The 15,090-nt window shown below is 74.2% G+C and carries 18 protein-coding genes; 7 read left to right on the top strand and 11 right to left on the bottom strand.

The window, feature by feature from the left end; genetic code table 11:
* Positions 1-140: 140 nt before the first annotated feature.
* Positions 141-530, top strand: a complete 390-nt coding sequence (locus ACFYYW_RS12460; RefSeq protein ID WP_387647779.1) for a sensor histidine kinase — start codon at positions 141-143, stop codon at positions 528-530.
* A 13-nt stretch (positions 531-543) separates the two neighbouring features.
* Here the strand turns inward: ACFYYW_RS12460 and map are convergent, their stop codons facing one another.
* Positions 544-1,392, bottom strand: coding sequence for a type I methionyl aminopeptidase (gene map, locus ACFYYW_RS12455; protein ID WP_352323866.1), 849 nt, complete (start codon positions 1,390-1,392; stop codon positions 544-546).
* A gap of 32 nt (positions 1,393-1,424) precedes the next feature.
* Between map and ACFYYW_RS12450 the strand changes: the two genes are divergently transcribed.
* The gene (locus ACFYYW_RS12450) at positions 1,425-1,601 is read left to right on the top strand and encodes a hypothetical protein (protein WP_352323881.1); all 177 of its coding nucleotides are present in this window, start codon (positions 1,425-1,427) and stop codon (positions 1,599-1,601) included.
* A gap of 7 nt (positions 1,602-1,608) precedes the next feature.
* On the opposite strand, the gene ACFYYW_RS12445 is transcribed toward ACFYYW_RS12450, so the two are convergent.
* Both ACFYYW_RS12445 and ACFYYW_RS12440 read right to left on the bottom strand, forming a co-directional pair.
* Entirely contained in the window at positions 1,609-2,256 is a 648-nt protein-coding gene (locus ACFYYW_RS12445; RefSeq protein ID WP_352323865.1) for a cyclase family protein, read from the bottom strand.
* Positions 2,253-2,504, bottom strand: a complete 252-nt coding sequence (locus ACFYYW_RS12440; RefSeq protein ID WP_352323864.1) for a hypothetical protein — start codon at positions 2,502-2,504, stop codon at positions 2,253-2,255. The genes ACFYYW_RS12445 and ACFYYW_RS12440 overlap by 4 nt, the downstream gene beginning before the upstream one ends.
* A gap of 73 nt (positions 2,505-2,577) precedes the next feature.
* Between ACFYYW_RS12440 and ACFYYW_RS12435 the strand changes: the two genes are divergently transcribed.
* Complete coding sequence (locus ACFYYW_RS12435) at positions 2,578-3,519, top strand: LysR family transcriptional regulator (protein ID WP_352323863.1); 942 nt, start codon at positions 2,578-2,580, stop codon at positions 3,517-3,519.
* Positions 3,520-3,618: 99 nt separating this feature from the next.
* Here ACFYYW_RS12435 and ACFYYW_RS12430 read toward each other — a convergent pair whose 3' ends face one another.
* Positions 3,619-4,197 (bottom strand): hypothetical protein, encoded by a 579-nt coding sequence (locus tag ACFYYW_RS12430; protein WP_387647774.1) that lies wholly within the window; start codon positions 4,195-4,197, stop codon positions 3,619-3,621.
* 103 nt (positions 4,198-4,300) lie between these two features.
* On the opposite strand from ACFYYW_RS12430, the gene npdG reads away from it, so the two are divergent.
* Positions 4,301-4,954, top strand: coding sequence for an NADPH-dependent F420 reductase (npdG, locus tag ACFYYW_RS12425; RefSeq protein ID WP_352323861.1), 654 nt, complete (start codon positions 4,301-4,303; stop codon positions 4,952-4,954).
* Here npdG and ACFYYW_RS12420 read toward each other — a convergent pair.
* The 6 genes from ACFYYW_RS12420 to ACFYYW_RS12395 are packed head-to-tail and all read right to left on the bottom strand — an operon-like array spanning position 4,951 to position 10,456.
* Positions 4,951-5,556, bottom strand: coding sequence for a response regulator transcription factor (locus ACFYYW_RS12420; RefSeq protein ID WP_352323860.1), 606 nt, complete (start codon positions 5,554-5,556; stop codon positions 4,951-4,953). The genes npdG and ACFYYW_RS12420 overlap by 4 nt on opposite strands.
* Positions 5,553-6,644, bottom strand: coding sequence for a sensor histidine kinase (locus ACFYYW_RS12415; protein ID WP_387647771.1), 1,092 nt, complete (start codon positions 6,642-6,644; stop codon positions 5,553-5,555). Before ACFYYW_RS12415 ends, ACFYYW_RS12420 begins: the two co-directional genes overlap by 4 nt.
* A gap of 19 nt (positions 6,645-6,663) precedes the next feature.
* Positions 6,664-7,383 (bottom strand): ABC transporter permease, encoded by a 720-nt coding sequence (locus ACFYYW_RS12410; protein ID WP_387647768.1) that lies wholly within the window; start codon positions 7,381-7,383, stop codon positions 6,664-6,666.
* A complete protein-coding gene (locus tag ACFYYW_RS12405) occupies positions 7,380-8,261 on the bottom strand; it encodes an ABC transporter ATP-binding protein (protein WP_387647765.1) in 882 nt (293 codons plus the stop codon). The genes ACFYYW_RS12410 and ACFYYW_RS12405 overlap by 4 nt, the downstream gene beginning before the upstream one ends.
* A gap of 46 nt (positions 8,262-8,307) precedes the next feature.
* Positions 8,308-8,997 carry an alpha/beta hydrolase gene (locus tag ACFYYW_RS12400; protein ID WP_352327859.1) on the bottom strand — a complete coding sequence of 230 codons (690 nt, stop codon included), beginning with the start codon at positions 8,995-8,997 and terminating at the stop codon, positions 8,308-8,310.
* A gap of 13 nt (positions 8,998-9,010) precedes the next feature.
* Complete coding sequence (locus ACFYYW_RS12395) at positions 9,011-10,456, bottom strand: PLP-dependent aminotransferase family protein (RefSeq protein ID WP_387647762.1); 1,446 nt, start codon at positions 10,454-10,456, stop codon at positions 9,011-9,013.
* Positions 10,457-10,516: 60 nt separating this feature from the next.
* Here ACFYYW_RS12395 and ACFYYW_RS12390 point away from each other — a divergent pair, with 60 nt between their 5' ends.
* Positions 10,517-11,689 (top strand): trans-sulfuration enzyme family protein, encoded by a 1,173-nt coding sequence (locus ACFYYW_RS12390; RefSeq protein WP_387647760.1) that lies wholly within the window; start codon positions 10,517-10,519, stop codon positions 11,687-11,689.
* A 47-nt stretch (positions 11,690-11,736) separates the two neighbouring features.
* Entirely contained in the window at positions 11,737-12,657 is a 921-nt protein-coding gene (locus tag ACFYYW_RS12385; protein ID WP_387647757.1) for a serine/threonine dehydratase, read from the top strand.
* Between the two features lie 85 nt (positions 12,658-12,742).
* On the opposite strand, the gene panB is transcribed toward ACFYYW_RS12385, so the two are convergent.
* Entirely contained in the window at positions 12,743-13,582 is an 840-nt protein-coding gene (gene panB / locus ACFYYW_RS12380) for a 3-methyl-2-oxobutanoate hydroxymethyltransferase (protein ID WP_352327863.1), read from the bottom strand.
* A gap of 134 nt (positions 13,583-13,716) precedes the next feature.
* On the opposite strand from panB, the gene ACFYYW_RS12375 reads away from it, so the two are divergent.
* Positions 13,717-14,943 carry an MFS transporter gene (locus ACFYYW_RS12375; RefSeq protein WP_387647754.1) on the top strand — a complete coding sequence of 409 codons (1,227 nt, stop codon included), beginning with the start codon at positions 13,717-13,719 and terminating at the stop codon, positions 14,941-14,943.
* Positions 14,944-15,090: the final 147 nt, after the last annotated feature.

Raw genomic sequence — 15,090 nt, 5'->3', positions numbered from 1 at the left:
GGGGAGAAGGGCATAACCTCATCAGCTAGCGTGCGCAGACCTTGAGGGGGGATTGCGCGACGCGTGCGGGGCGCCGGAGTGGGGACCGGCGCGGGCCCGGGGTGCCGAGGAAGGCGAGACCATTGGCGGAAGAGACACGCATGCGCGGGGGGCAGAGCCTGGCCGAGGCGCTCGAAGGCCTCCTGGCGCAATGGTCGGAGCGGACGGGGATCGCCGTCGAGACCTGGGCGCTGCCCGGCACGGACGTGCCCTCACGGGTGTCGGGCGGCGTCATGGAGACGATGCGCGAGGCGCTGTCCAACGTCGAGCGCCACAGCCGGGCCCGTACGGTCGCGGTGGCGGTGACCACGGGCCCGAGCGGCCTGCGCCTGACGGTCAGCGACGACGGCCAGGGCTTCGCCGAGGGCGGCGCGGGGCGCGGGATCGCCCGGATGCGGGCCGCGTTCGCCGAGCTCGGCGGCACCCTGTCGGTCAACGGCGTGCCCGGCGAGGGCACGACGGTGAGCGGGGCGATCCCCAGGCGGCGCTGACGGCCAGGGCCGGTCAGGGAAGGGTCAGGATCTCGCTGCCCGACTCGGTGACCACGATGGTGTGCTCGAACTGGGCCGTGCGCTTGCGGTCCTTGGTCACCGCGGTCCACTTGTCGGGCCAGATGTCGTAGTCGATCGTGCCCAGCGTGAGCATCGGCTCGATGGTGAACGTCATGCCCGGCACCAGCTCCACCCGCAGCGACGGGTCGTCGTAGTGGGGGACCATGAGGCCGGAGTGGAAGCTCGTGCCGATGCCGTGGCCGGTGAAGTCGCGCACGACGCCGTAGCCGAAGCGCTTGGCGTACGCCTCGATGACGCGGCCGACCACGTTGAGCTGGCGGCCGGGGGCGACCGCCCTGATGGCCCGCATCATCGCCTCGCGGGTGCGCTCGACCAGCAGGCGCGACTCCTCGTCGACCTCGCCCACCAGGTAGGTGGCGTCGGTGTCGCCGTGGACGCCGCCGATGTAGGCGGTGATGTCGATGTTGACGATGTCGCCGTCGCGCAGCACGGTGTCGTCGGGGATGCCGTGGCAGATGACCTCGTTGATCGAGGTGCACAGCGACTTGGGATAACCCTTGTAGCCCAGCGTGCTGGGGTAGGCGCCGTGGTCGATCAGGAACTCGTGGCCGATGCGGTCGAGCTCGTCGGTGGTGACGCCCGGGGCGATGTGCCGGCCGACCTCCTCGAGCGCCTGCGCGGCGATGCGGCCCGCCACGCGCATGCGCTCGATGATCTCGGGGGTCTTCACGTCGGACTCGCCGGTCGTGGGGCGCTTCTTGCCGACGTACTCCGGCCGCTCGATGTGGGCGGGAACCTTCCGGACGGGCGAGACTCGCCCGGGCTGGAGCAGTGTCGTCATGAAACACGAGTCTACGGGGCAGAATTGACCATGTGAGCGAAGGCCAGTGGTGGTTCTGTCTCAAGCACATGCGGGTCGAGCCCGACCAGGGCTGCCCCAACAAGGACCGGATGGGTCCCTACGCCTCGGAGGAGGAGGCGGCGGGCGCGTTGCAGCGCGCCGCCGACCGCAACAAGGCGTGGGACGAGGCCGAGCAGGAGGACGAGTGACCCCCGCCTACGGCACCACGGCGTAGGCCCGTACGGGGAAGGTGCCCATGCCCGCGATCATCGGGGGCGCGGCATGGAACCTGAACCCCTCCGCGGGCAGCGCCGACAACCCCGTCAGGTGCTCGACGATCGGGATCCCCGCCTTCAGCAGGATCGTGTGGGCGGGGCGTTCGCCGTGCGGCGGGGTGTCGTCGATGTTGAGCGAGTCGATGCCGACCAGCGCCGCGCCCTGCTCGGCCAGCCACGCCGCCGACGCGGGCGCCAGGTACGGGTGGTCGCGGAAGTAGGCGCCGGTGCCGAAGTGGCGGTCGAAGCCGGTGTGGATCAGCACGGCCCGGCCGCGTACGTCGAGCGCGGTGTCGAGCACCACCTCACGGCCGTCCCCCGAGGCCGGTACGACCAGGCCGGGCAGGTCGGCCAGCCTGCTCAGCGGCACCTGCGCCAGGTCCTGGCCCCCGGCGTAACGGTGGTGCGGGGTGTCCAGGTAGGTGCCGGTGTTGGCGGCCAGCGTGATCACGCCGATCTCGAACTCGGTGCCCGGGGCGTAGACCTCGCGCGAGTCCTCCCTGCTCAGGTGGGTGCCCAGCGTCGGCCCGGGGACGCCGGGGTAGGTGGTCATGCCCTCGGTGATGCGGTGGCTGAGTTCGACGATCATCTGGCGGCTCCCACCCGGACGAGTCTGACGAGGGCCACTGTGCCGATGGCGGCCCAGACGAGGTTCAGCCCGGTCGAGGGCCAGGCGGCGTTGTAGGCGCTGTTGACCATGAGCCCGAGCGCGCCGAGCAGGTTGACGACCTGGTACGTCGCGCCGTCGCCGGACAGCCGCGCGGACGAGACCAGGGCGTACCCGGCCAGCAGCAGGGCGGCTCCGGCCCAGCCGACGGCGTCGAGGAGGAGATCCATGGCCGATATTCTCTGGATTTTTGGCCTTAAAGCACAAATAAAGAAAGCTAAAGGTAGACGTAAGCTGACCTGCATGGATATTGATCCTCGACGCCTGCGTGTCCTGCACGAGGTCGCCCGCCGCGGCGGCGTGATGCGCGCGGCCGAGGCGCTGTTCCTCACCCCCTCCGCGGTCTCCCAGCAGCTCGCCCAGCTCGAACGCGAGGTCGGGCTGGCGCTCATCGACCGCTCGCAGCGCCGCGTCTCGCTCACCCCGGCGGGACGCGTGCTCGCCGGGTACGCCGAGCGGGTCGAGGAGGAGCTGAGCGAGGCCAGGAAGGAGCTGACCCGGTTCACCGAGCGCCTGGCCGGGCCGGTGCGCATCGCCGCCTTCCCCACGGCCATCAAGCACATGCTGGTGCCGGCGATGCGCGCCCTGGCCGAGCGCCACCCCCGCATCACGCCGGTCATCCACGAGGTCTACGGCCAGCCCGCGCTCCAGGAGCTGCGGCTGGGCGCCGTCGACCTGCTCATCACCGAGCAGGACATGAGCCTGCCGGTGCCGGCGCAGCCGTCGCTGAACGTCCGGCCGCTGCACGTGGACGAGTTCCGGGTCGTGCTGCCGCCCGACTGGCCCGAGCCGGAGTCGACGGCCGACCTGATGCGCCTGCCCTGGGTGGCCGCCGAGCCGGACCAGGCGTGCGGGCAGGCGCTCGACCGGCTCGCCGGGATCCACGGCGTCGAGCCGCGCAGGACGCACGTCGTCACCGACTTCTCGCCGGTGCTCGCGCTGGTGGCCGCCGGGCACGGGGTGGCGATCGTGCCCGCCCTCGCCCTGCTCGACGTGCCGGAGGGCGAGGTGCGGGTGAGCGAGGTGCGGGAGGTGGGGGCCCGCCGCCTGGACGCGGTCACCCGGGTGAGCAGGACGCGGTCGGGCGAGCCGGACCCGGTGCAGGCGGTGGTGATCGGCGCCATCGAGGAGGCCACCGAGAACCTGCGGACCGCCCTCGGCCCCCGCCTCGCCGCTCATCCCTGACCCGCGCGCCGCCCTCGGGCCCCGTCGCGCAGCCCAGCCTGACCTGCGAGCCGCGCTCGGCCCCTGCCGCGCGGCCCAGCCCTGACCCGCGGCCGCGGCCTACTCCGACAGGCGGGGGCCGCTGACCTTCTCCAGCAGGCGGGCCAGCCGCTCGCGCAGCCCCGCCCGCCGCTCGACCTCGCCGGCCGCCGCGCTGACCAGGTGCTGGGCGCCGTCGAAGGTGATCAGCCCGGTCGGCGGGACGGCGATGGCGTCGTGGGCCAGCCCGCTCAGCTCGGAGTCGGCGCCCTCGATCGCCAGGATGGTCGCCCCCGTACGGCGGGCGTCGTCGACGCGTTCCAGCAGCGGGACGGGCGCGGCCTGCTCCGACAGCACGAACAGGGTCTCGCCGCGGCCCGCCTGCCGCAGGCGGTCGAGGCCGACGCGCAGGTGGGCGGGGGCGTCGGCGGGCGGCGACCAGCGGATCAGGGTGGGGGCGAGCTGCGGCAGGCCGGAGAATTCGGCCTCGTCGCTGAGGTGGGCCGTGACGTGCCAGGGCTCGTCGTCGGGGGGGCCGACGAGCAGCAGGCCGCCGGGCGAGCGGGTGGTCCGCAGGGCCAGGCCCAGCTCGCGGGTGCGTTCGAGCCAGCCCGTCGTGGCCAGGAGCTCGCGCAGGAATGCCACCGAACCTGAGTCCATGCCTCCATGGTGCACGAGGAGCGCGGCGCAGGTGGCCCGTTCGCGGCCGGGTGGCCGCCCCCGGACTGCGGCCCGCGCGGCCGGGGCTGGCATGATCGGAGTCATGACAGATGTGAACGGGCTCTCCGTCGCGATCCTCGGCGGCACCGGCGACCAGGGGAAGGGGCTGGCGCGGCGATTCGCGCTGGCCGGGCACACGGTGCTGATCGGCTCGCGCAGCGCCGAGCGGGCCCAGGAGGCGGCCGCCTCGATCGGCTCCGGCGCGCGGGGCGGGGCCAACGCCGACGTCGCGGCCGAGGCCGACGTCGTGATCGTGGCGGTGCCGTACGAGGGGCACAAGGCGCTGCTGGAGTCGTTGCGCGCCGAGCTGGCCGGGAAGATCGTGGTCGACTGCGTCAACCCGCTCGGCTTCGACAAGCAGGGCGCCTACGCGCTGCCGGTGGAAGAGGGCAGCGCCGCCCAGCAGGCCGCCGCGGTGCTTCCCGACAGCCGGGTCGTGGCGGCCTTCCACCACGTGTCGGCCGTGCTGCTGATGGACCCGGCCGTGGAGAAGGTCGACCTCGACGTGCTGGTGCTCGGCGACGACCGCGAGGCCACCGACACCGTGCAGGCGCTGGCCGAGCTGATCCCGGGGGTGCGCGGCGTCTACGGCGGCCGGCTGCGCAACGCCCACCAGGTCGAGGCGCTGACCGCCAACCTCATCTCGATCAACCGCCGCTACAAGGCCCACGCCGGGCTGCGCGTCACCGACGTCTAGAGCCAGCCCGCGTCCTCGGCGACGCGGACGGCGTCGATCTTGTTGCGGGCGCCCGTCTTGGTGATCGCGGCCGTGAGGTAGTTGCGCACCGTGCCCGGCGACAGGTGCAGGCCGGCGGCGATCTCCTCGGCGGTCGCGCCCCTGGCGGCCTGCCGGAGCACGGTGGTCTCGCGGGGGGTGAGCGGGCTCTCGCCGTACTCCATGGCCGAGGAGACCAGCTCGCTCTCCAGCACGCGCAGGCCGGCCGCGGTGCGCCTGATGGCCTCGGCCAGACGGTCGCCCGGCGCGTCTTTGACCAGGAACGCCTCGATGCCCGCGGCCAGCGCCCGGCGCAGGTGGCCGGGCTGCCCCATGGCCGTGAGCACCAGGATCCGGCAGGACGGCAGCCGTTCGCGCAGCTCGGCGGCGGCGGTGATGCCGTCGGTCACCGGCAGGTCGATGTCCACGACCGCCACGTCGGGCCGGACGTCGAGGGCCACCGGCACGATCTCGTCGCCGCGCACGACCTCCGCCACCACCTCGATGTCCGGCTCCAGCCGGAGCAGGGCGGTGAGCGCGGCGCGGATCATGTGCATGTCCTCGGCCAGCAGCACCCGGATCACGCCGGAACCTCCATGGTCAGCAGGAAGCCGCCGCCGTCCGTGGGGGCGGCGGCGCTCGTGCCGCCCGCCTGCGAGGCCCGTTCGGCGAGCCCGGTCAGGCCACCGCCGGGCTCGCGCGCCGGCGTGCCGGCCGCGCCGTCGTTGGCGACCTCCAGGCGGACCCGGCCGTCGCGCAGCGACGTGGTGATCGTGCAGGTGGTGGCCCTGCTGTGGCGCAGGACGTTGGTGACCGCCTCGCGCACCCCCCACGCCAGCGCCTCCTCCGCCCGCCGGGGCAGCGCCACGTCGGCCAGGTGCGCCTGGCAGCTCACCCCCGACGACTCCAGCAGGGCGGCCGCGCGGTCGGTCTCGCCGCTCAGCGACATCGCGCGGTAGCCGCGGGCCACGTGCCGGACGTCCTGGGCGGCCTCGCGGGCGACGCGTACCAGCTCGCCCACCTCGCCGCGGGCCGAGGCGGGGTCGCGGTCCATCAGGCGGGCGGCCAGGTCGCCCTTGAGCGCGATGGCGGTGAGGCTGCGGCCCAGGCCGTCGTGCAGGTCGCGGGAGATGCGCAGGCGTTCCTTGAGCACGGCGGCGTCGGCCAGCTCGGCCCTGGCCTCCTCCAGCTCGGCGGCGACGCGGACGAGCCGGACCAGGACGTAGATCATCGAGCCGGTGATGGGGACGGCGATCACGTAGAACAGGGTGACCACGGCGTAGTGGGGGCCGATCCACATGATGGCGCCCTCGTACGACATCATGAGGACGACCAGCGGCACGGCCCAGCGCAGCCCCAGGAACACGAGCAGGGTCCCGGCCAGCAGCGGGGCGGCGATCGACGACCACCCGCTCGGCAGCAGGTAGTCGCCCGCGTAGGTGACGACGGCCTGGAGCACCAGCGTGGCCGGGAACAGCGGCGGCCGCCCGCCGCGCAGGGCGGCCCGCATGTTGACGTAGTGGGTGGAGACGACGGCGACCGTCACGGCCGCCGCGAGCAGCCCGATCGCCGGGCCGCCCATGAAGTAGAGCAGCCCGATGAGCGAATAGACGACCGAGACGCCGGTGATGAGCACGCGCGCGAGCCTCTGCGCCGAGGACGAGACCACCACAGCAGCGATTATGTCCGACTCATGACCGGCGCGGTTCCCAGCGGAACCACAGCCGGATCGCCACCCCGCCCACCACCGCCCAACCGGCCAGGACGAGCGCCGGCACGAGCGCGTCCCCGGTCTTCACCGCGTGCACCACGGCCGAGGTGGGCAGCAGGTCCAGCACGGGGCTCAGCCACGAGGGCAGCGGGATCGACCCCATCGCGCCCGCCGACACGGCGGCGACCAGGAACACCGGCATGGCGAACGCCCCGGCCAGCTCGCTCCGCGGGATCGCCGCCGTGTAGGCCGCCCCCAGCAGCGCCATGACGGCCGAGCCCGCGGCGGTCATGGCGGCGAACAGCAGCGGGTCGTCCGGCAGCGGCACCCCGGCGGCGAACCGCACGGCCACCGCGCACAACACGATCACCAGGAAGGTCTGCGTGGCCGTGCTGGCGACCTGGCCGGCCAGGATCTGCGCGTCGGTCAGCAGCCCGGCCCGCAGCCGCTTGAGCACGAGCTGGTCGCGCCGGTTCGTCAGCGCGACCGCGATGTTCATGAACGCGGTGAGCGCCAGCACGATCGCCAGCGAGCTGTGGAACACCGCCGTCGCGAACGGCACGCCGCCGCCGGTGACGTGCCGCATCAGCGCCGGCATGCCGACGGTCAGCCCGACCGGGGTGATCACCGAGGCGGCCAGCATGGCCCGGTCGCGCCAGAACAGGCGGGTGCCGAGACGGTAGGTGGCGGTCAGGCTCATCGGGCGCTCCTGGGCAGGTCGAGGAAGAGGTCTTCGAGGGTGGCCGCGCGGACCTCCAGGCCGGTCAGCCGCAGCCCGCGGCCGGCCGCCCAGGTCAGCAGCGTCTGCGCGGCCAGGTCGGGGTCCTCGGCCCGGCACACGGCGGTGCCGCCGTCCACGGTGACCGGCAGCGGGAGGTCGTCCGCGGCGACCCCGGCGGGCAGCCGGAAGGTCACCCGTCCGCCCCGCGCGGCCAGCGTCTCGGCCATCCCGCCGGCCGCGACGATCTCGCCCCTGTCCATGATCGCCATGGACGAGGCCAGCCGCTGAGCCTCCTCCAGGTAGTGGGTGGTGAGCAGGATCGTGGTGCCGCGCGCGGCCAGGCCGGAGACGACCTCCCACGTGTTCGCGCGGGCCTCGGGGTCCATGCCGGTCGTGGGCTCGTCGAGGAACAGCACGTCGGGGCGGCCGAGCAGGGCGAGCGCCAGGTCGAGCCGGCGCTTCTCGCCGCCGGAGAGCTGGCGCACCCTGGTCCCGGCCCTGTCCGTCAGGCCGGCCAGGTCGAGCGCCTCCCCGGCCGGGCGCGGCGCGGGGGTGAAGTCGCGCCAGACCTCGACCGTCTGGGCGACCGTCAGGTCGGGGAAGAAGCCGGCCTCCTGGAGCATGATGCCGACGCGCTGCCGTACGGCCGCGCGGTCGGACCAGGGGTCGAGGCCGGCGACCCGGACGGCGCCGCCGTCCGGGCGCTGGAAGCCGGCCAGCACCTCGACCGTGGTGGTCTTGCCGGCGCCGTTCCGGCCGAGGAGGGCGAAGATCTCGCCCTCGCCCACCCGGAACGAGACGCCCCTGACCGCCGCGAATGTCCCGTGGTTCTTCCTGAGCTCGGTCACCTCGATCATGTGTCCGACTATGGCCGGACGGGTCAGGGGGCCGACAGTGAAGAATTCACGACTTCCTGGACAGCTTCAGCAGCGCGTCCGTGACCCCCTCGGGGTCGATCACCTGGTGCAGGTGGAGGCCGGGCAGCCGGGTCACCGGCCAGCCGCGCCCGGCCGCGTCGCGGGCCACCTCCTCGTACGGCGGCCCGAACCACAGGCACGAGCACCTGACCGCGTCCCAGCCCGCCGGCACCGGGACGGGCTGCGTGTAGTAGTCGAGGGGCAGCCGCGGCTGCTCGCCGGTGACCAGCAGCCGCTGGGCGGGGTCGGGGAGCATGGCCACGATGTCCTCCTCGTCCCACCAGTCGGTCCAGCGCGGCAGCACGCCGTCGGGGCCCGCCAGGCCGCGCAGGAACGGCAGGAAGCCCTCCTCGGCGGTCCTGACCAGCCCCTGGGACGGCGGCACGTGCGCGTCGGCGAACACGCACGCCACCACCCGGTCGCCCAGCCCCTCCTTGATCACCGGCACGAAGAACCCGGCGTTGCTGTGCGCCACCAGCACGAGCGGCCCGTCGGAGTGCACGGCCGCGCGCACCGCCGCGACCACGCGCGGCCAGTACGGCGCCCCGCCGGCGGACACGCCGGTGAGGTCGGGGACGACGGCCGCCCGGCCGCGCCGCGCCAGCGACTCGGCCACCGGAGCCCACGTCGAGGGCCCGACGGAGGGGCTGTGCACCAGCACGAAGGTCGTTTCCATGGCCCCCACCCTGTCAGACGACGAGGGCGTGCCGGGAGACGGGTTTCCCGGCGCCGTCGTAGGCCGCCCAGGCCGCCGCGAGGTCGCACACCGCCCGCGACAGCTCCTCCTCGGGGAACAGGAAGTGCAGGCGCAGGTGGCCGGCGTGGCCGCCCAGCGGGTCGAAGGAGCCGCCCGGCGGCACCGCGACGCCGTGCCGGAGCGCCACCTGGGCGAAGGAGCCGGCGTCGCCGCGCGGCAGGCGCACCCAGACGGTCTGGCCGCCCTGGGCCGGCTCGAACGTCCAGGACGGCAGGCGCGCCCGCAGCTCGGCGCACAGGTGGTCGTGCCGCCGGCGCAGGGCGCGTACGCGGGACTCGCGCACCTCGTCCAGGCGGCGCAGCAGCGCGACGGCGGCGAGCTGGCTGAAGACCTCGCCGCCGAGATCGTGCACGGCCCGCAGCCTGGCCAGCCGCGAGACCAGCGGGGCGGCCGCGCGGATCCAGCCCACCCGCAGCCCGCCCCACACCAGCTTGCTCAGCGAGCCGACGGTGACCATCCGCTCGCCCCCGCCGAAGGCCGCCACCGGCGCCGGCGTCCCGCCCGAGAAGCACAGTTCGGCGCAGACCTCGTCGTCGACCAGCGGCACGTCGTGCGCGGCGGCCAGGGCGGCCAGCCGCCTGCGGCCCGGGTCGTCCATGACCGCGCCGTCGGGGTTGCGCGCAGTGGGCACGCTGTAGACCAGCGCCGGCCGCTCGCGCATCGCGCGCAGCGTCTGGTCGCCGCCCGCGTCGCCCAGGTCGACGGGCTTGACGACGGCCGCCGCGTGCCGGAACACCTCCAGCGCCCCCGGGTACGTCGGCGCCTCGGTCAGCACGGTGTCGCCCGGCGCCACCAGCAGGCCGGCCAGCAGCGTGAGCGCCTGCTGCGCGCCCGTCGTCACCATGATCTGGTCGGCCGTGGTGGGCAGGCCGCGCGCGGCGTAGTAGCCCGCCAGCGCCTCCCGGAGCGCGGGGTCGCCCGCCGGGTGGTAGCCCAGGTCGCGCCGGCCGGCCACCCGCGCCCCCGCCTCCTGGTACGCCTCGAACAGCGCCGGCGGCGGGTCGTCCGGCGCCGCGCAGGTCAGCAGCCGCACGCCGTCGGAGTCGTGCAGGAGGTTCAGCATCAGCGGGTTGGCCGCCACGCCGTTGGCGGTCCTGGTGGCCGGCGGGTCGCCCGGCGCGACGCGGGTGCCGCTGCCCTGGCGGCGCGTCACCCGGCCCTCCTGCTGGAGCAGCTCGTAGGCGGCGACCACCGTGCCGCGGCCGACGGCGAGCCGGTCGGCCAGCACCCGGTCGGGCGGCAGCCGTTCGCCGGGCGGCAGCACGCCGTCGTCGATCAGCGCCCGCAGCCGGGCGGCGAGCAGCAGGTAGAGCGGCCCGCGCCCGGAGGCCCACCGGCCCAGCAGATGGACGAGGTCATCGGGATTGGCCCTCTTCATGGACCAATTCTCCGGTATTGGCTCTGCACTCGCGCACCAATCCAGGGGATATTCGATGACATGAGTGATTTTCGCCCTGAGACGCGTGCCGTCCACCTGCCGCAGCCCCCGGTCGAGGGCAGCCGGCCGATCGGCATGCCCATCTACCAGAGCGCCGGGTTCGCCTTCGACGACCCCGAGCTGATGGGCGTGGCGATGACCCGCCCCGACGACGCCTTCGTCTACGGCCGCGACACCAACCCGACCGTGCGCGCCCTGGAGCTGGCGGTGTCCGGCCTGGAGGGCGGCGCCGCCGCGCTGGCCGCCGCCTCCGGCATGGGCGCGATCAACACCGTGCTGCTCGCCCTGCTCAAGCCGGGCGACCACCTGATCGCCCAGCGGTCCCTGTACGGCGGCACCGCCACCATGCTCAACGACCTGGCCGGCCGGTTCGGCATCGCCGTCACCCACGTCCCCGAGAACGACCCCGCCGCGCTGCGCGCCGCCGTCCGGCCCGAGACGCGGCTGGTCTACCTGGAGACCATCAGCAACCCGATGGGGCTGGTCGCCGACCTGCCCGCGATGTGCGCCACGGCCCGCGAGCTGGGCGTCCTGTCGGTGGTGGACAACACCTTCGCCACGCCGGTGCTCTGCCGTCCCCTTGAGCACGGCGCCGACGTCGTCGTGCACTCCGCCACCAAGTACCTGTCCGGGCACGGTGACGTGATCGGCGGCATCGCCGTCTTCGCCGACCCCGACCTGTACGGAAAGGTCTGGCACTTCGCCACCGAACTGGGGGCCGCGGCCGCGCCCTTCACGGCCTGGCTGACGCTGCGCGGGATCCAGACGCTGCCGCTGCGCATGGAACGCCACTGCGCCAACGCCGACCTCCTGGCCCGCCGGATCGCCGAGCACCCCGCCGTAACGGCCGTCCACTGGCCGGGGCTGCCCGCGCATCCGTCGTACGAGCTGGCCGCCAAGCTGCTGCCCGCCTTCGGCGGCGTGTTCTCCTTCGAGCTGGCCGGCGGGCGGGCGGCGGGGGAGGCGTTCATGCGGTCCGTACGGCTGGCGCGCATCGCGCCCTCGCTCGGCGGCGTCGAGACCCGCGTCATGCAGCCCGCCACCACCTCACACCGTTTCCTCGGCCCCGAGGACCTGGCCAGGCACGGCGTGAGCGAGGGCATGGTGCGCGTGGCCGTGGGCATCGAGCATCCCGAGGACCTGTGGGCAGACGTGGCCCAGGCGCTCGGATAGCGTCGGCTCATGCCCGCTGATCGCGGGCGCACGACCGAAGGAGAGCCGTGACCACCGTCACATACCAGGATGTCCTCGACGCGGCCGGCCGGATCGAAGGGCACGTGCTGCGCACGCCCGTCCTGGAGATCTCGCCGGGCCTGTCATTGAAGCTGGAGTTGCTGCAGCACTCGGGCTCCTTCAAGGTGCGGGGGGCCTTCAACCGCATCCTGTCGGCCGGCCCGCTGCCCGCCTCCGGGGTCATCGCGGCCAGCGGCGGCAACCACGGGCTGGCCGTCGCCCACGCCGCCAGGGCGCTCGGCGTGCGGGCCGAGATCTTCGTGCCGGAGGTGACGAGCCCGGTGAAGGTGGCCGGCCTCAAGGCACTCGGCGCGCACACCACCCAGATCGGGGCCATCTACTCCGAGGCCGCGGAGGCCGCCGCCAAACGCGCCGCCGAGACGGGCGCGCTGACCGTGCACGCCTACGACCAGGCCGAGGTGCTGGCCGGGCAGGGCACGACCGGGCTGGAGATCATGGAGCAGACCGGGGGCGTGGACACGGTGGTGGTGGCCGTGGGCGGCGGCGGGCTGGCCGGCGGGATCACGCTGGGGGCCCGTGCCGGGGGTGACGCGCCGCGGATCGTGGCGGTGGAGCCGTACGCCATCCCCACGCTGCACGAGGCGCTGCGCGCGGGCCGTCCGGTGCCGGTGCCGGTGGGCGGCGTGGCGGCCGACGCGCTCGGCGCCACGCAGCTCGGCGGGCTGGCGTTCGAGGTGTTGTCGGGGGCCGGGGTGGACAGCGTCCTGGTGGACGACGACGCGATCGTCGCGGCCCGGCGGACGTTGTGGGAGCGGCACCGGCTGGTGGCCGAGCCCGCGGGCGCGGCGGCGTACGCGGCGCTGCTGTCGGGGGCCTACCGGCCCGCGGCGGGGGAGCGGGTGGCCGTCGTGGTGTGCGGCTCCAACACCGACCCCGCCACGCTCTAGGGCGCGGCGGGGTGAGCGCGTCCCGGATGCGCGGGGCGCGGGAGGGCACCCGGGGCTTCCTCGCGGTGCGGGACGGCGCGCGCGGTCAGCTGTAGGTGTGCTCGGGGGCCGGGAAGGCCCCCGAGGTCACCTCGTCGGCGAAGGCCCGCACCGCGCGGTCCATCTCCGAGGCCAGGTCGAAGTAGCGCTTGACGAACTTGGCCGGGCGCGGCGTCAGCCCCATCAGGTCCTGCCACACCAGGACCTGCGCGTCCGTGGACGGCCCCGCCCCGATGCCGACCGTCGGGACCGACAACGACGTGGTCACCCGGTGCGCCAGGTCGGCCGGCACGCACTCCAGCACCACCGCGAACGCCCCGGCCCGCTCCAGGTCCTTGGCGTCGGCCATCAGCTCGTCGCCCGACTGCCCGCGCCCCTGCACCCGGTAGCCGCCGAGCGCGTTGACCGACTGCGGCGTGAGCCCGAGGTGGGCCATGACCGGCACGCCCGCCGACACCAGCGCCTCGACCTGCGGCAGCACCCGCCGGCCGCCCTCCAGCTTGACCGCGTGCGCGCCCGCCTCCTTCATGAACCTGGCCGCCGACTCCAGCGCCTGCTGCGGCGACCCCTGGTACGACCCGAACGGCAGGTCGGCCACGACGAGCGCCCGCGACGACCCCCGCACCACGGCCGCGGTGAGCGGGACGAGGTGGTCGAGGGTGACCGGGAGGGTGGAGTCGAAGCCGTAGACGACCATGGCCGCGGAGTCGCCGACCAGCAGCACGGGCACGCCCGCCTGGTCGAACACCCGGGCCGTCATCGCGTCGTAGGCGGTGACCATGGGCCACCGCTCTCCGCGCTCCTTGGCCGCCGCGAGGTCGCGGACGGTGATCCGGCGCCCTGACGCGCCGCCGTACAGCGTGGTGGAAGACGTGGTGGAAGACATGGAACTCCCTCCAGAAACGTCTCGAGGCGTCCCAGTGACGTCCCCGGACTCCTTCGATGATGTCATGCGGGAAATCCAGTGGCGAAACTGTCGGTGCCTCTTGACACAATCGACGCGGAGGTAAACGACACACCATGGCTCTCGACCAATACCGCAGGCTCTTCCGGCTGCCCGGCGTCCGCACTCTGCTCCTGGTGGGGATGCTCGCGCGCGTCCCGGCCACCGCCATGGGAATGGCGCTCACCCTCCACGTGGTCTTCGGGCTGCGCCTGGGCTACGTCGAGGCCGGCGTGGTGACGATGGCCAGCACGGTCGGCATGGCCGTCGGCTCGCCGCTGTCGGGCCGGATGGTCGACCGCCACGGGGTGCGTCCCGTGCTCGTCGTCACCACCCTGGCCCAGGCGGTGTTCTGGTCGTGCGCGTGGGCGCTGCCGCTGCCCGCCCTCGCCGTCATGGCGGCCCTGGCGGGCCTGCTCAACCTGCCGGTGTTCAGCGTGACCAGGCAGTCGCTGGCCGCGCTGGTGCCGCCGGAGCAGCGGCGCACCGGGTTCACGCTCGACTCGATGCTGGTCGAGCTGTCGTACATGACCGGTCCCGCGCTCGCCGCGGCCGGCATCACCACACTGGGCAGCACGACGACGCTGGTCCTCATCGGCGTCGGCATCACGGCCGCGGGCCTCGGCCTGATCGTGTTCAACCCGCCCACCCGGTCGGCCGTCGAGCTGGAGGAGCCGGTGGTGAAGGTGCCGCGGCGGCAGTGGCTCACGCCGGGCTTCGTCGCGCTGCTCGGCACCACGGCGGCGGCCACGTTCATCCTCACCGCGACCGAGCTCGGGCTGGTGGCCACCATCAACACCGCGGGCGAGACGCAGTGGGTCGGCCTCGCCGTGGCGATCTGGTGCCTCTACTCGCTGGTCGGGGGCTTCGTCTACGGCGGGCTGTCGCGCGGGTTCTCGCCCCTGGTGCTCATCGCGGGCATGGGCCTGCTGACCATCCCCGTGGGCCTGGCCGGCGCCGACTGGCGGTGGCTGATCCTGGCGATGCTGCCCGCCGGTCTGCTGTGCGCCCCGGCGCTGTCCTCCACCGTCGACGTGCTCAGCCGCTGGGTGCCCGCCGCGGCGAGGGGCGAGGCGATGGGCCTGCACGGCACGGCCCTGCTCATCGGCGGGGCCGCGTCCTCGCCCATCGCCGGGGCGATCATCGACGGCAGCGGGCCGACGTGGGCGTTCGTGGTGGCGGGGCTGGTCGGGGTGGTCATGGTGGCGGTCGCGCTGCCGCTGTGGCGGCGGCGTCCGCCGGTCGCGGGCACACCGGTCGAGGCCGAGGAGCACGTCCAGCCTCCGGCGGCGGCCAAGAGCTGATCCGGGGGGTTCCAGCCTGCCGGGCCGTCGGGCCGGCGGGTGTGTCAGCGGTGCCCGCAGGCTTCGTGACGGCCTGTGCGGGGGGTGGTTGTGACGCCCTGCGCCGGGGTGAACGGGGTTTCCCCGTTGTTTCCCCGTGCGCACTCC

Origin of the sequence: Nonomuraea sp. NPDC001831 (genome assembly GCF_042892035.1) — a bacterium.
In the GTDB taxonomy this organism is placed as follows: Bacteria; Actinomycetota; Actinomycetes; order Streptosporangiales; family Streptosporangiaceae; genus Nonomuraea.
Note: the sequence above shows the minus strand (reverse complement) of the source record. Positions and strands in the feature narration are given on the sequence as shown.

Excerpts from the sequence above, each read along its gene's own strand:
- ACFYYW_RS12460 (WP_387647779.1), top strand. The coding sequence starts at position 141 with ATGCGCGGGGGGCAGAGCCTGGCCGAGGCGCTCGAAGGCCTCCTGGCG.
- map (WP_352323866.1), bottom strand. The coding sequence starts at position 1,392 with ATGACGACACTGCTCCAGCCCGGGCGAGTCTCGCCCGTCCGGAAGGTT.
- ACFYYW_RS12445 (WP_352323865.1), bottom strand. The coding sequence starts at position 2,256 with ATGATCGTCGAACTCAGCCACCGCATCACCGAGGGCATGACCACCTAC.
- ACFYYW_RS12440 (WP_352323864.1), bottom strand. The coding sequence starts at position 2,504 with ATGGATCTCCTCCTCGACGCCGTCGGCTGGGCCGGAGCCGCCCTGCTG.
- ACFYYW_RS12435 (WP_352323863.1), top strand. The coding sequence starts at position 2,578 with ATGGATATTGATCCTCGACGCCTGCGTGTCCTGCACGAGGTCGCCCGC.
- ACFYYW_RS12430 (WP_387647774.1), bottom strand. The coding sequence starts at position 4,197 with ATGGACTCAGGTTCGGTGGCATTCCTGCGCGAGCTCCTGGCCACGACG.
- npdG (WP_352323861.1), top strand. The coding sequence starts at position 4,301 with ATGACAGATGTGAACGGGCTCTCCGTCGCGATCCTCGGCGGCACCGGC.
- ACFYYW_RS12410 (WP_387647768.1), bottom strand. The coding sequence starts at position 7,383 with ATGAGCCTGACCGCCACCTACCGTCTCGGCACCCGCCTGTTCTGGCGC.
- ACFYYW_RS12405 (WP_387647765.1), bottom strand. The coding sequence starts at position 8,261 with ATGATCGAGGTGACCGAGCTCAGGAAGAACCACGGGACATTCGCGGCG.
- ACFYYW_RS12400 (WP_352327859.1), bottom strand. The coding sequence starts at position 8,997 with ATGGAAACGACCTTCGTGCTGGTGCACAGCCCCTCCGTCGGGCCCTCG.
- ACFYYW_RS12395 (WP_387647762.1), bottom strand. The coding sequence starts at position 10,456 with ATGAAGAGGGCCAATCCCGATGACCTCGTCCATCTGCTGGGCCGGTGG.
- ACFYYW_RS12390 (WP_387647760.1), top strand. The coding sequence starts at position 10,517 with ATGAGTGATTTTCGCCCTGAGACGCGTGCCGTCCACCTGCCGCAGCCC.
- panB (WP_352327863.1), bottom strand. The coding sequence starts at position 13,582 with ATGTCTTCCACCACGTCTTCCACCACGCTGTACGGCGGCGCGTCAGGG.
- ACFYYW_RS12375 (WP_387647754.1), top strand. The coding sequence starts at position 13,717 with ATGGCTCTCGACCAATACCGCAGGCTCTTCCGGCTGCCCGGCGTCCGC.